Here is a 14,203-nt window from a genome sequence, read left to right as displayed (position 1 = left end):
GATTAGCACCATCCATCGCTAGCATTCAACAACATTGACCGCAAGACCGCCTTTCGACGTCTCCTTGTACTTGGCCATCATGTCCTCGCCGGTGTCCTTCATGGTTTTGATGGCTTGGTCAAGACTCACGATATGCGTGCCGTCGCCCAGCATGGCCATACGGACCGCGTTGATGGCGGTATTGGACGCCATGGCGTTGCGTTCGATGCAGGGAATCTGCACCAGACCACCGACCGGATCGCAGGTCAGTCCCAGATTGTGCTCGATACCGATTTCCGCGGCATTCTCCACTTGGTGAGGCGTGCCGCCCATCACGGCGCACAGCCCCGCCGCGGCCATGGAACAGGCTGTGCCGACCTCGCCTTGACATCCGACTTCGGCACCGGAAATGGACGCGTTGCGTTTGAACAAGTATCCAATCGCCCCTGCGGTCAGCAGGAACGTCACCACACCATCCTCATCCGCATGATCCACGAAATGCCAATAATAGTGGAGCACCGCCGGAATGACGCCAGCCGCACCGTTGGTAGGCGCGGTGACGATGCGTCCGCCTGCCGCGTTCTCCTCGGAAACCGCCAATGCGAACAGGTCGACCCATGCGGCGTCCGATGATTCGAGTACGGCGTCGGAGCGCCTGCCGTCCCGTTTGAGCACGTCGCTGTTGGATGCGAGCCTTGCATACATTTTTGGCGCCCTGCGGGGCACGTCAAGGCCGCCAGGCAGAACGGTTTGGTTGGTATTGCAACCGTGCTGCACGCAGCGGCGCATCACATGCCATACAGTGTCCAAATCGCTGCGCACCTGCACGGCGGACCGCATGGCCGTCTCATTGGCCCACACCACATCGGCCACACTCATGTGATGTTCATCGCACAGCGAGATCAGTTCGTCGCATGTGGTGAACGGATAGGGCATGTCCATATCGATATCGGTTGAGGAATCGTCGGTCTGATCGGCGAAGGCCGTTCCCGCAGGGGGTTTCTCATGGATGCCGATCATCAGGTCGTCGGCGTCGCCTTGTCTGACGAATCCACCACCAATGGAATACCAGACCTGTTCGTCGATGAGATTGTTCTGCCGGTCGAAGGCTTGGAATCGCATGCCGTTGGGATGGGCCGCCATGCGGTGCCATACATCCATCACCACATCGCGTCCGTAATCGAAATCGATGCGATGCGTGCCGTTGAGCATCAGCTCGCCGCCTGCCTCGCATTCCATACGGATATTGCTCATGTGATCGGTATCGACGGTTTTCGGTACGTTGCCTTCCAAGCCCGCCACCGTGGCGCGATCGGTACCGTGCCCAAGACCGGTCAGGGCGAGCGAACCATACAGTACCGTTCGCACGCGGCCGACCCGGTTCAGTATGCCGTCACGTTCAAGGGAGGCAGCGAATCTGCTGGCCGCGACCATCGGCCCTACGGTGTGCGACGAGCTGGGGCCGACGCCGATGGTGAACATCTCCAGAATGCTGAACATGTATATTGCGCTCTCTTTTCCGCGTCTTCGCCGTCACGCCGCGTAAAGCACGCTGAACATGCGAATCATGATGAGTAGGCCGATGATGGCAATGACGATTTCCGCGATAAGCAGAATTATCGCAACGGTTTTGCGATTGCCGAGTTTGACGTCGAGCAGTTTTGCGAAAAGGAAAGCGACGAAGCCCAAGGCTGCTCCGTTCAGCGCGATCGCGCCGACCTGGCCGTTGGTAAGAACGCTTTCCCCGACTTTGGCGAGTATCGAATTGATGGTGGCGGTGAACACCAGCAGGCTCCATACGCCGTATCCAATCAATCCTACCGCCGCATAGCCGAACGGGCGGAATCGTTCCTTGAGTTTGAAAGTGAACGATTCGGCGCACCACAACAATGCGAAGCCCACAACGAAGGTGAACGCCACGGCAAGGAATGCGGCTTCCAATGCCCACGGAACGAGTGCCAACGAATGGTCCATCAAGGTAAAGTACAGCGGAGAACATGCGATTTCGCCGATAGCGAGCACGCCGGCAACGATAATCACCTGCGCAAGCATCAGGGGGATTTCAGTGGCGGGCTGTTCGATTACAGGCTTGATGTCTTTCGAAGTCATGCGTCATCCGTTTCAGTCGGTGTCATACGGTTTGTAATGTCCGACAGTGTACCTACGGAATGTTTCGGGAACGATATGCCACATTTTGCCTACACATTGCCCACATTTTTCCATAACCCACCGTGGAAAAGGGTTGAATCGCAGTGAATCGCGATGATGCCAAAACCGTTGGAGAATAAAGGAAAACCGCCATCTCTGGCGGTTTCCAAAAGTGCCTCCAGCGGGACTCGAACCCGCAATCCGAAGAGGTCGATTTTAAGTCGACTGCGTATACCGATTTCGCCATGGAGGCTTTGCGCCGGCCAGAAGAAAAAGCCGACGCCAAGCTATTATGCCACGTCAGCGCGCAGCAAGCAATCTCTTGCCGTAATCCAGCACGATGCCGTCCAACAGACCATGCTCGCTGGCCATGAAGGAGTCGATGCGCTGGCCATGATCCTCATATGCGGCTTCAGACACCTTGGCAAGCACACGGTTCCACACCAATGCGCCGCCGCCGACCACATCGACGCGTCCGGGATGAATGGTCTTGTAGGTCAGACGCTCCTCACGAGGCATGTGCAGGAACCGGTCGTCAACGGCATAGGCATCTTCCAGCGTGCAGCGTGCGCCGTCCACGGCGGTGTGGTCGTATTCCGTCAATCCCATAGCCAATGCGGTCATGGTGGTGACCGTTCCGGACACGCCGATGATGGTGTGGGTCTTGCCGGCGGGAACGATCTTGAACGCCTCGTCGATATGCGCGTCGATATCCGCGACCGCCTCGGCGATCTGCCCCTCGGTCGGCGGGTCGTTTTTCAGATGACGCTCCGTCATACGGACAGACCCGATATTCATGGAGAACGCGGCCTGCACCTGCGTGCTCGGATGGGTGACGCCGTCGCCTCCCAGCACCAGTTCGGTGGAACCTCCGCCCAAATCGACCACCAGATAGGGGGCCTCGACCTCGCGATGGACGATGCTGGTGGCACCAAGGAAGCTTAAATCCGCTTCCTCCGTGCCTGGAATGACTTCGGGACGCACGCCCAAGATCTTCTCGATGTTGTCTTCGAATTCCTCACGGTTCTCGGCATCACGGGTGGCCGATGTGGCCACGAAGCGGATGCCGTCCACGGGATGTTCGGCAAGCACGCCGGCGAATTCTCGGGCGGCCTCATAGGCGCGCGCCAACGCCTCGTCGGCGAAGCGATGGGTTTTGTCCACGTCCTGACCGAGACGAATCACCCGCAGGATGCGCGGAACGATGTCTTCCACACCGTCCTCGCTCACACGCGAGACTTTCAGACGAATCGAATTCGTGCCGCAATCAATACCGGCAACGGTTACCGACTTCATTACTCCCACCTTCTACTCTTCGTTTTCCACTGCGCAACGGCATACGGCCGGATCGAACTCATGTTTGATGGCGGACAGGGCCATATCACCGATGGGGTTGGCGCCCTCACCCATCACCAGCGTCTGGGCCAACAACGCGTGCAGGCATTTGACACGCACCGGCATGCCGCCGGCACTGGTGCCTTCGATGTGTTCCTCGCTGTCTTCCAAGGCCAAAGCGATTTCATGGCGGAACGCGAGGTACAGTTCGTGGGCACGTTCGTATCCGGCACGCAGATCCTCGTTTTCGGCCAGCATATCGTTGTATTCCTTCATCTTGCCTTCGGCTTCGATGTGGGAGATGGCCTTCACCGCTTCGGGCCCGGTCAGATAGCAGGTCGTCGGGAACGGGACACCGCCTGGAAGCAACGGCCGGGTGACCACAGCCAAAGGCCGGCCGCATACGCAACGGGCTCCGACGGCGACCATGCCGCGCGGGTAACGTCCAAGCTGACGCTCCACCACGGCGATATCATGTTCGGTGGCGGGTTGGGCAAGCACTTTGTCCGCCAAACCCTTGGCCTGTTCGATAATCGTCATGTCCATGTCACTCCTGTCCGTCTTCCGACGGCTGCTGACCGTCCTGTTGCGATTGGCCAGTCTGTTGTTGACTGTCCTGTTTGTCTTCTTCGCCGGCATGCTGCGACTGTTTCGTCGAGTCGGCCTTCACGGGATCCGACCGATCCGCCTGCTTGAAGGAATATGCAAGTTCCTTATACCACGGCAGGGCGGTTTTCGGTGATTCGTCGTATGTCGTCCCTTTTTTCGGCTCGCTCTTGCCGGTCACCGCTTCGGGATGCTCGACACGAATCGCCTGTTCGCCGGGGAAGACGAATCCCAAACGATCCCTGGCCTGGGCGGTGACATACGCCTTGTCATCCCATCTTGCGATATCGTTCTCCAGCTCGCGTTTCTGCGCGACCAACGCCGCTTCCTGTTTTTTCAGTCCGTTAAGCTCTGCCAGATTCAACGCATAGGTATGGAATGTCGATGCCAACTGGATGGTTCCCAAAGCCACGATGAACAATGCCACGAAGAACGCGACCGGGCCGGCGCCGCCGCGTTGTGATGGTTTTTTTCGTGCCTTCGAACTCATAGCAACGAAAATACCCGTCGCGTTCGACTTGGAACACGACGGGTATTTCTATGTCAACGCATTCATGATGCGCTGGCTACGCTCACTCAGCGATGTACTTCTTGCAGGCCTTGAAAGCGCTGTAGCCGGCGTACTGAGCGGTGGAGCCGAGCTCCTCCTCAATCTCGAGCAGGCGGTTGTACTTGGCGATACGCTCGCCACGAGCCGGGGCACCGGTCTTGATCTGGCCGGTGTTCTTTGCCACAGCCAGGTCGGAGATGGTGGTGTCCGGGGTCTCGCCGGAACGGTGGGAAACCATGGAGGTGAAGCCGTTCTTGGTGGCCAGCTCGATGGCGTCGAGGGTCTCGGTGACGGTGCCGATCTGGTTGAGCTTGACCAGCAGGGAGTTGGCGGCGCCGAGCTTGATGCCCTTGGCCAGACGTGCCGGGTTGGTGACCAGCAGGTCGTCGCCGACGAACTGCAGGCGATCGCCGAGCTTGGCGGTGATGGCCGCCCAGTCGTCCCAGCCTTCTTCCTGGAACGGATCCTCGATGGAGACGATCGGGTACTCGTTGATGAGGTTCTCGTAGAAGTCGAGCATGTAGCCGGCCTCACGGTCGTCGCCTTCGAAGTGGTACTTGCCGGTCTCCTTGTTGTAGAACTCGGAGGAAGCCACGTCGAGGGAGATGCCAATCTGCTTGCCCGGCTCGTAGCCGGCGGCGGAGATGGCGTCCATGATGTAGTTCAGGGAGTCCTTGTTGGACTTCATCTTCGGAGCGAAGCCGCCCTCGTCGCCGAGGCCGGTGTTCAGGCCCTGCTTCTTCAGGACGTTCTTCAGGGTGTGGTAGACCTCGACGCCAGCCTGCAGAGCCTCGCTGTAGGTGTTGAAGCCGTACGGGGAGATCATGTACTCCTGGATGTCGGTGGCGAAGTCAGCGTGGGCGCCACCGTTCATGATGTTCATGTTCGGGACCGGCAGGATGTGGCCGTTGGTGCCGCCGATGTAGCGGTACAGCGGCTGATCCGCGGACTCGGCGGAAGCGTACAGAGCGGCCAGGGACACGCCGAGGATGGCGTTGGCGCCCAGACGGCCCTTGTTCGGGGTGCCGTCGAGCTCGATCATGGTCTCATCGAGAGCGCGCTGATCGGAAGCGTCCATGCCGATGACCTTCGGAGCGATCTCCTCGTTCACGGCCTTGACGGCGTTGAGCACACCCTTGCCCTGGTAAACGGACTTGTCGCCATCGCGACGCTCCCAAGCCTCGGCTTCACCGGTGGAAGCACCGGACGGAACGAGGCCCAGGCCCTGAGCACCGTCATCGGTGTCAAGAACGACCTCGACGGTCGGGTTGCCGCGGGAATCGAGAATCTGACGCGCGTAAACGCTTTCAATTACTGCCACAACTACTCCTTATAAACGTTAGGTTGTGATGACAATGCCAAGAATAGTGCGATTTATGGACGTATGCCAAACTTTGCCCGCATGTTCCATGTGAACGCTCACACTCTTTTTTGCATCCCATTGTCATTGACGCGGTGTCGGTTTCCAGTCCAGATCGTCAAGCAATTGACTGGTCCATCCGACCACTTCGTCCGAGCTCATCGGCTTGGAACCAAGCGAGCCTGCGAATGGAGCCGGTACCAGATACGTCTTGGTCAACGGCCGGTACTGGATGCCTTTGTAGATTCTGGCCATGCGCATCTGCACGGATTCACGCGGCTCGAACTTCGACACGCGCACGTTGCGTCCTTGCGCGATGATCTCGGAAATGCCGAGCTTACGCGCCTTGAACCGCAACCGCGCCACGTCGAACAGCGCCTCGAAATCGACGGGCGGCTTGCCGTAACGGTCGGTGAGTTCGTCGCGCAGCTCGTCGAGATCGTCTTCGGTGCGTGCGGAGGCGAGTTTCTGGTACGCTTCCAATCGCAGTTTGTCCGAATCGATGTAGTCGACGGGAATGGACGCCTCGATCGGCAGGTCGATGGTGACGGCAACCGATTCCTTGCGTTCCGGCTCCTTGTACTGTTCGACCGCTTCGGACACCCTACGCACGTACAGGTCGAAGCCGACGCCTTCGATATGGCCGCTCTGCTCATCGCCCAGCAAATTGCCGGTGCCGCGCAATTCGAGATCCTTCATGGCTACGTCGAAGCCAGAGCCGAGCGCGGTGTTCTGCGCGATGGTGGCGAGCCTGTCATGCGATTGCTGGGTCATCGGCTTGGTCGGATCGTACAGGAAGTACGCATACGCGCGCTCACGTCCACGACCGACGCGGCCACGCAGCTGATGCAATTGGCTCAAGCCGAAGCGGTCGGCATGGTCGACGATCAGCGTGTTGGCGTTGGAGATATCAAGGCCGGTTTCGATGATGGTGGTGCATACCAGCACGTCGATGTCGCGATGCCAGAAGTCGCGGATCACACCGTCAAGCTGTTTCTCCCCCATCTTGCCGTGGGCTATGCCGACATGCGATTCGGGCACGAGCTCGTGGATTTTCGCCGCGACGGAGGAGATGTCCTGCACACGATTGTGCACGTAGAACACCTGCCCACCACGCAACAGCTCGCGCCGGATGGCGGCGGTGACCTGCGCGTCCTCGTAAGCGCCGACGTAGGTGAGCACCGGCAGGCGATCCTCCGGCGGCGTGGCCAGCGTGGACATTTCGCGGATACCGGTGACAGCCATTTCCAACGTGCGCGGGATAGGCGTTGCCGACAGGCTCAGCACGTCCACATTGGTGCGCAACGCCTTGAGCGTCTCCTTGTGCTCGACGCCGAAACGCTGTTCCTCGTCGATGATGACGAGTCCCAGATCCTTGAACTTGATCTTCGGATTGAGCAGCTTGTGCGTGCCGATGACCACATCCACGGAACCGTCTTCAAGCCCCTTGATGGTCTCGTTAATCTCCTTGGTGGTCTGGAATCGGCTCATGGCAGCCACGTTCACGGGGAAGCCTTCGAAACGTTCGGTGAAAGTCTCGAAATGCTGTTGCACGAGCAGTGTGGTCGGCACGAGCACGGCCACCTGCTTGGAATCCTGCACCGCCTTGAACGCGGCGCGCACCGCGATTTCGGTTTTGCCGAAGCCCACATCGCCGCAGATCAGACGGTCCATCGGAATGGGTTTCTCCATATCCGACTTGACCTCGTCGATGGTGGTGAGCTGGTCGGCCGTCTCCTGATAGGGGAAAGCGTCCTCCAGCTCCTTCTGCCACGGCGTGTCCTTGCTGAAGGCATAGCCTTTCGTACGCTGGCGTGCCGAGTAGAGCTTGACCAGATCCTCGGCGATCTCATGCACATGCTTGCGCGCCTTGGCTTTGGTGGCGGCCCAGTCGGAACCGCCCAGCTTGTTGAGTTTCGGCGTTTCGGCGCCGATGTATTTGCTGACCTGGTCGAGCTGGTCGGTGGGGATGAACAGTTTGTCCGCCGGCGCGCCTCGTTTGCTGGGAGCGTATTCGATGACCAGGTATTCGCGGGTGGTCTGGTTCTCGCCTTTGCCGATGGTACGTTGGCGCATCTCGACGAACCGGCCGATGCCATGCTGTTCGTGCACGACGTAATCGCCCGTTTTGAGTTCCATCAGGTCGATGGCCTTGCGGCGGCGTTTCGGCGTTTTCGCCTGTCCTGCGGCGGATGTGCGGCCGGTCAGGTCGCGTTCGGTGAGCAGGGCGATTTTCGCGGCGTCGTCCACGAAACCGTCGATGGCGCGCGATCGGACGCAATCGAAATTCGCGATGCCGGTTTCGTTGATCGCACGCTTCAGTCGGGTGAGTGTGCCTTGGGCCGCGGCCGTGATCGTCACCGCATAGCCGGCGTCGAGCAGTCCTTCGATGCCGGAGGCCGCTTTGTTTTCGTCACCGCGGTATTCACCGGGTTTGGTGGCATCAAGTTGGATGTGGCCTTCCCGGGTGGCGTCGACGCCGAAGCTGGTGAGTTTCCACACGTCATGTTTGGAGAAGACGAGTGCGGAGATGGTTTCCTCGAAATCGTAGAAATTCGCCTGGTCGAAGGTGATCGGCGCTCCGGCGCCATGTCCGGATGCGGCGACATGCCAGCTTGCGGCAAGGAATTCGTTGGCGGTTTTCGCCAGATCGTCGGCGGCGCGACGAAGTTTTTCCGGGTCGGACAGCATGACCAGCGCATGCTTGGGCAGCATGCCCTGCACCGGTTCCATATCGTCGACCAGCGCGGGCAGCAGCGATTCCATGCCTTCCACAGGAATGGCGTTGGCGATGGATTCGAGCATGTCCTCGGCGTTGGGAATGGAGCCGATCAGCGATTTCGCACGTTGGCGAATCTGGTCGGTCAACTGCAGCTCACGGCATGGCGTGGCCCATACGGTGGAAATATCCTTACCGTAGGTGCGCTGGTCGGATGCGTGGAATTCACGTATGGTGTCGATCTCGTCGCCGAAGAATTCGATACGCACCGGATGCGGCAGAGTGGGCGGAAAAACGTCGATGATGCCACCGCGGACGGCGAATTCGCCACGGTCCATCACCAAGTCGACGCGCGTGTACGCGTTTTCCACCAGTTTGCGGGATGCTTCGTCAAGAGGCAGTTCCTCGCCTTGGGAGAACACGAGTGGTTCGACGTCCCCCAAGCCTGCGACCACCGGTTGGATGAGGGAGCGCACCGGCATGACCAGAATGCGGATGGGGCCGAACAGCGTGCTGCCCTCTTCGGGATGCTTCAGCCTGCGGAACACCGCCATGCGGCTTGCCACAGTGTCCGCGCGTGGTGAAAGCCGTTCATGGGGAAGGGTCTCCCATGCTTCAAGCTGCGCCACATCGTTTGGGTCTCCGTCATACCAGGAACGGATGGACTCCACGGCTTCCTCCGCTTCGCGGCTGGAGGCGACGACGAGCACGACCGGCTGTTTGCCCGCAGCGCCGGCTGCGAGCGCCGGGCGTAGGCCGTCCGGCACACCGACGGTGATGCTGGGGTCGATGTCTGATTCCGGTTCTTCGATTTCCCCGGCGATGAGCGCGCGGAAATCGTCATCGGTTTCCAGCACGTCGAGGATGCCGGCAAGCGAGCCTGCGGTCGGCAGTTGCGGTGGTTGCGCCGGAGACGTCGGTTCAGCGGCCATTGAATCGCTCCTGGGCTTTGGCGAGACCGTCGAAGATGATGGTTTCGGCCGCGTCGGCACCGTCGGCGAGGAATTCGGGGAGCTGCTTGCGTTGGTCCGGTCCGAAGCCGCCCAGCACCCAGTTCACGGTGTTGTCGTGCGCGTGGGCTCCGCGTTGGGCGTGGCCGACGCCCATGCGCACGCGCGCGTATTTCGGGGTGCCGAGCGAACGGTCGATGGATTTGATGCCGTTGTGCCCGCCTGCGGAGCCGCCGGCTTTGACTTTGATTCTGCCGAAGTCGAGGTCCATGTCGTCGTGGATAACCACGATATGGTCCGGTTCGATCTGGTAGTAGGCGCTGATGGAGGCGACCGCGTTGCCGGATTCGTTCATGTAGGTGAGTGGCTTGGCGAGGAAGAATTTGACGTTGCGGCCGGATAGGTTCATCACGCCTTTGCCGAGCATGGCGAGTCCCTTGTGGTCGGAGAAGTTGACGGACCAGCGTTCGGCCAGCACGTCGGCGGTCATGAAGCCCATGTTGTGGCGGGTGCCCTCATATTTGGAGCCGGGGTTGCCCAGTCCTGCGATCAGCCAGAAATCAGATGCCATAATAATCGTCCATTCCTCTGTGTTCTTGCGTGCTCTCGTCTTGTTTAACCGCACAGATTCTACTGTCAGGTGCTTACAGGTCGAGATGCCAGTAACTCATGTCGCGCATGGTTCCGGTGGAGTCGGTGGCGGCTTGGGGCATGAGTCCGAATTGGGTGAATCCGAAATGTTTCATCAGCGCGATGGATCCGCGGTTGTCGGCGAAGATGATGCCGCAGGCTTTGCGCATGTGGCGGTTTCGGCATTCGTCAAGCAGTTTGGCCAGTGTGAAGGTGCCCGCTCCCCTGCCCTGCCATTCGGGGGCGATGTAGTAGGCGAGGTCGGTGACGCCGTCGTAGCCGGCGCGGTCGTAGAACACGGACAGCGCGGAGAAGCCGATGATCCGTTCGCCGCCTTCCGTGGCTGCATCCGTGGCAGGCACGGTGGTGACGAACACCGCATATGGATCGTGGTGCGATTCCACCCATGCCTTGCGTTGCGCGTAGGTACGTGGCGTGGTGTCGGCGGACGAGCCGCCGCGGATGACTGCCGCGTTGTAGATGTCGGTGATCGCTTGGATATCGTCTTGCGTCGCGATGCGGAAAGAATAGTCGGCCATGCGCCCAGCATACCCGGCGGCGAACGACAACAGGGGCCGGTTCCTTTGGAAGGAGCCGGCCCCTGCGTATTTCATGAAGGGAATCGGACGGGAATCACTGTTCGAGTTCGATGGCCTTGTTCAGTGCTTCCTGAAGCTGCTTCTGAGCGTCGCCGTAGGCGGACCAATCGCCCTTCTTCATGGCGGCATCGGAATCCTTCATGGCCTGTGCGGCATCGGCGAGTGCCTTCTTCAGGTCGGCGCTCATCGTGCCGGACGAATCGCCATTATTGCCGCCGGTCTTACCGTCGGTATCGGATGGCGTGTCCTGCTTGCCGTCAGTGTTGGTCTTGCCATCGGCGGAATCGTCGTTCTTAGCATCCTGCTTGTCATCGGTGGTGTCGCCCACGTTTTCGGCGTCGCCTGCGGACGCGCCGGAATCGCCGCCGAACACCTGGTCGAGAGCCTCGTCCAGCGTGTCGGCGAAGCCGACCTGGTCGCCGAATGCGACGAGCACCTTCTTCAGCAGCGGGAAGCTGGTGGAGCCGGACGATTTGACGTACACCGGCTGCACGTAGACCAGGCCTCCGCCGAGAGGCAGGGTGAGCAGGTTGCCGCGCTGCACATTGGTCGAGCCGGATTCGAGCAGGTTGAGTTCCTTCGACACGTCGGCGGACGCGTTGAAGTTGTTCTGCGCCTGGCCGGGGCCCGGCACGTTGGAATCCTTCGGCAGTTCCTGCAATCGTATGGTGCCGTAGCTCGAGCCGATTTTGCCTTTCTCGTGGCCCGCGTCGGAATCGACCGACAGGAAGCCGGTCAGGATTTCCCTGGTGGACGAGCCTGCGGGAATGTACGACGAGGTCAGCGAGAACACCGGTTCGCTGGAGCCGCCGGTCTGCAGCGTCAGATAGTACGGCGGCTGCAGGATGTCTCGCTGTTGCGCCTGCTGCGATTCGGTCGGGTCGACGGGGGTCTGCCAGAAATCCTCTCCGGAGAAGAACTGGTTGGCGCTGGACACGTGGTATTTGGCCAGCAGTTCGCGCTGCACCTTGAACAGGCTTTCCGGATAACGCATGTGGCTCATCAGGTCGCCGGAGATTTCCGACAGCTGGTGGTACTGGCCGGGGAAGATCTTCTCCCAGGCTTTGATGACCGGGTCGGACTGGTCCCATACATACAGGTCCACAGAACCGTCGTATGCGTCCACGGTGGCTTTCACGGAATTGCGGATGTAGTTGGCGTTCTTCGAGTTCAGGCTGCTTACCGTGTCGGAGGATTCCGTGGTGGAGTCCTTGGTGGCCTCGCCCAAGTCGGTCATCTGAGAGTATGGGTAGGCGTCCGAAGTGGTGTAGCCGTCCACGATCCACTTGACCCGTCCGTCCACCACGGCCGGGTATACGCGGCCGTCAAGCGTCAGATACGGCGCGACTTTGGCCACACGTTCCTTCGGGGAACGGTCGTAGAGAATCTGCGAATTGGAGTTCACACGGTTGGAGAACAGGATCTGGTCGGAGCCGAAGCGGATGGCGTACAGCAGTCTGGAGAAGATGTTGCCGATCTTCGGACCGCCATCGCCCTTGAAGGTGTTGGTGGCGCCTTCCGAACCGGTCGGATAGTCGAATTCCCAGGATTTGGTGCCTTCCGGAGCGCCTACGATCGAATATTCGGTGGCGTTCGGAGAGAAGTAGATGCGCGGCTCGTACTTTTCGGAATCGGTGAGCTTGCCTTGGGTGGGGATGCCCGCTTCGAAGAACTTCGGCTGGCCGTCGGCGGTCACCTTGTTGCCGTAGGCGGCCACAACGCCATAGCCGTGCGTGTACACGGTGTGGTCGTTGACCCAGTTGCGGTTGTCGAGACCGTCCAGATCGAGTTCGCGCGCGGCGATCACCGTGTCCTGGCTGACGCCGTCGACGTCGTATTTGTCGACCGCGACGGTGTCGGCGAACGTGTAGTACTGCTTGGACTGCTGCAGCTGTTTGAACGTCGGGGAGATGATCTGCGGGTCGAGCAGGCGGATCTGAGCGGTGGATTCCGCGGAATCAGCCAATGCGCCTTCCTCGCCTTCGGTGGTGGCCTTGTACTGTTCGGCCTTCACCTTGTCCAAGCCGTACGCGGCGCGGGTGGCGTCGATGTTGCGCTGGATATAGGTGGATTCCATTTCCTGCGCGTTCGGATTGACGCGGAAGCGCTGCAGCAGCACCGGCCAGGCCACGGTAAGCACCAGGCTCACCACGATGGCGGAGGCGATGGCCACGGTCGGCACCTTCCACGCCTTGAGCGCTTCGGAAGCACGTGCCGCGATGGGTGCGGAACCTTCCAACGTATGGGATTTCATAATCCACAGGCCCAGTATCACGCCAAGGATGGCGGTGATGGCGGCCATGATGAACGTGACGGGGATGGTGGCGTTCACCGTGGTGTAGGTGGCACCGGTGATTCTGCTGCCTTCCTCGGTCAGGTGCGAGAACACTCCCAGAACCTGATTGGCGGCCCAGGCGAACATGTTGAGCATCAGCCAGATGCCGATCTGGCGGCGGGCGCGTTTGGTGATGCGGAACAGGCCATGGCCGTTCACCGGCATGGTGATGCGGATGCCGCCCATAAGCACGTGGGTGACGATGGAGAAGATGATGCCAGCGAGCAGCAACAGCGAGACAGCGGACATGATGAGTTTCAGTCCGGGCAGCACGAACACGTAGAAGCCGTTGTCGATGCCGAACTGCGGATCCTTGGTGCCGAAGCTTTGCGAGTTGAACATGAGCAGGATTTCGGACCAGTTCGCGTTGAACTGGGAGCCGAACACCAGTCCGACAATCAGGGAGATGACCACGGCGATGCGTCGAGCGCTCTTGGAGCTCACGCTCTTGCCGATTTCGATGGTGTCGCCGTTCACGCGGATGGTGGAGCCATCCGCAGCGTCGGGACGCGCCCATATCGCCAGCGTGGCGGAGATGAAGCCGACTGCGGCGATGAGCACCGCGTACGCCAGCCAGAGGCCGACCCTGGTGCCCAGCTGCGTCCAAATCACGCTTTGGAAGCCGAGCTGGCTGTACCACATGACATCGGTGACGAACTGCGCGAGCGCGAAGAACAGTCCGATGACGATGGCGAGCGCCAGCACCACGCCGATGAAGATCTTGCTGCCGTTCGACGGTTTGCGCGGACGGTTCGGCTTGCTGGTGATGCGGGGGCCCGAAGGTCGTTTCGGGGGAACGTTCGACGATGGTTGCGGACCGTCCCCTCCGTCGGTTTCGACGTTGAGGATGATCGGATCGTCGTTGCTGGGTTTGCGCGGATTCTGCCTGCCGGCACGGTTCGAGCCGCCTTCGGGATCGAACATGGGACCAAACATATCAAAGAAAGACATGCTAATAGCCTAGCGACAGGCGAGGAACGCCGTTAAGCCGC

At 60.2% G+C, this 14,203-nt stretch carries 10 protein-coding genes and 1 tRNA gene; all 11 read right to left on the bottom strand.

All coding sequences use genetic code 11. From position 1 onward, the window contains the following. Window positions 1–18 precede the first annotated feature (18 nt). Complete coding sequence (locus tag KSX58_RS08970; RefSeq protein ID WP_055309243.1) at window positions 19–1,479, bottom strand: L-serine ammonia-lyase; 1,461 nt, start codon at window positions 1,477–1,479, stop codon at window positions 19–21. Between the two features lie 33 nt (window positions 1,480–1,512). Continuing rightward, a complete protein-coding gene (locus KSX58_RS08965) occupies window positions 1,513–2,088 on the bottom strand; it encodes a hypothetical protein (protein WP_039774982.1) in 576 nt (191 codons plus the stop codon). Between the two features lie 212 nt (window positions 2,089–2,300). Further along, window positions 2,301–2,380 (bottom strand) — tRNA-Leu (locus KSX58_RS08960). Window positions 2,381–2,427: 47 nt separating this feature from the next. Further along, window positions 2,428–3,423 (bottom strand): Ppx/GppA phosphatase family protein, encoded by a 996-nt coding sequence (locus tag KSX58_RS08955; protein WP_046999169.1) that lies wholly within the window; start codon window positions 3,421–3,423, stop codon window positions 2,428–2,430. A 12-nt stretch (window positions 3,424–3,435) separates the two neighbouring features. Then, on the bottom strand, window positions 3,436–4,002 hold the full coding sequence (locus tag KSX58_RS08950) for a DUF501 domain-containing protein (protein ID WP_162836573.1): 567 nt from the start codon (window positions 4,000–4,002) through the stop codon (window positions 3,436–3,438). A gap of 7 nt (window positions 4,003–4,009) precedes the next feature. Then, window positions 4,010–4,558, bottom strand: coding sequence for a septum formation initiator family protein (locus KSX58_RS08945; RefSeq protein WP_003808949.1), 549 nt, complete (start codon window positions 4,556–4,558; stop codon window positions 4,010–4,012). An 82-nt stretch (window positions 4,559–4,640) separates the two neighbouring features. Then, window positions 4,641–5,939, bottom strand: a complete 1,299-nt coding sequence (gene eno, locus KSX58_RS08940; RefSeq protein WP_003808948.1) for a phosphopyruvate hydratase — start codon at window positions 5,937–5,939, stop codon at window positions 4,641–4,643. Window positions 5,940–6,062: 123 nt separating this feature from the next. Continuing rightward, window positions 6,063–9,629, bottom strand: coding sequence for a transcription-repair coupling factor (gene mfd / locus KSX58_RS08935; RefSeq protein WP_217752078.1), 3,567 nt, complete (start codon window positions 9,627–9,629; stop codon window positions 6,063–6,065). Beyond that, entirely contained in the window at window positions 9,619–10,218 is a 600-nt protein-coding gene (gene pth, locus KSX58_RS08930) for an aminoacyl-tRNA hydrolase (RefSeq protein ID WP_011743073.1), read from the bottom strand. The genes mfd and pth overlap by 11 nt, the downstream gene beginning before the upstream one ends. Before the next feature lie 73 nt (window positions 10,219–10,291). Beyond that, window positions 10,292–10,816 (bottom strand): GNAT family N-acetyltransferase, encoded by a 525-nt coding sequence (locus tag KSX58_RS08925; protein WP_033500140.1) that lies wholly within the window; start codon window positions 10,814–10,816, stop codon window positions 10,292–10,294. Between the two features lie 94 nt (window positions 10,817–10,910). Further along, complete coding sequence (locus tag KSX58_RS08920; RefSeq protein WP_217752077.1) at window positions 10,911–14,162, bottom strand: UPF0182 family protein; 3,252 nt, start codon at window positions 14,160–14,162, stop codon at window positions 10,911–10,913. Between the last annotated feature and the right edge of the window lie 41 nt (window positions 14,163–14,203).

It is taken from the genome of Bifidobacterium sp. MSK.17.10 (genome assembly GCF_019129655.1).
Lineage (GTDB): Bacteria > Actinomycetota > Actinomycetes > Actinomycetales > Bifidobacteriaceae > Bifidobacterium > Bifidobacterium adolescentis.
Note: the sequence above shows the minus strand (reverse complement) of the source record. Positions and strands in the feature narration are given on the sequence as shown.

Excerpts from the sequence above, each read along its gene's own strand:
- KSX58_RS08970 (WP_055309243.1), bottom strand. The coding sequence starts at position 1,479 with ATGTTCAGCATTCTGGAGATGTTCACCATCGGCGTCGGCCCCAGCTCG.
- KSX58_RS08965 (WP_039774982.1), bottom strand. The coding sequence starts at position 2,088 with ATGACTTCGAAAGACATCAAGCCTGTAATCGAACAGCCCGCCACTGAA.
- KSX58_RS08955 (WP_046999169.1), bottom strand. The coding sequence starts at position 3,423 with ATGAAGTCGGTAACCGTTGCCGGTATTGATTGCGGCACGAATTCGATT.
- KSX58_RS08950 (WP_162836573.1), bottom strand. The coding sequence starts at position 4,002 with ATGACGATTATCGAACAGGCCAAGGGTTTGGCGGACAAAGTGCTTGCC.
- KSX58_RS08945 (WP_003808949.1), bottom strand. The coding sequence starts at position 4,558 with ATGAGTTCGAAGGCACGAAAAAAACCATCACAACGCGGCGGCGCCGGC.
- mfd (WP_217752078.1), bottom strand. The coding sequence starts at position 9,629 with ATGGCCGCTGAACCGACGTCTCCGGCGCAACCACCGCAACTGCCGACC.
- pth (WP_011743073.1), bottom strand. The coding sequence starts at position 10,218 with ATGGCATCTGATTTCTGGCTGATCGCAGGACTGGGCAACCCCGGCTCC.
- KSX58_RS08925 (WP_033500140.1), bottom strand. The coding sequence starts at position 10,816 with ATGGCCGACTATTCTTTCCGCATCGCGACGCAAGACGATATCCAAGCG.
- KSX58_RS08920 (WP_217752077.1), bottom strand. The coding sequence starts at position 14,162 with ATGTCTTTCTTTGATATGTTTGGTCCCATGTTCGATCCCGAAGGCGGC.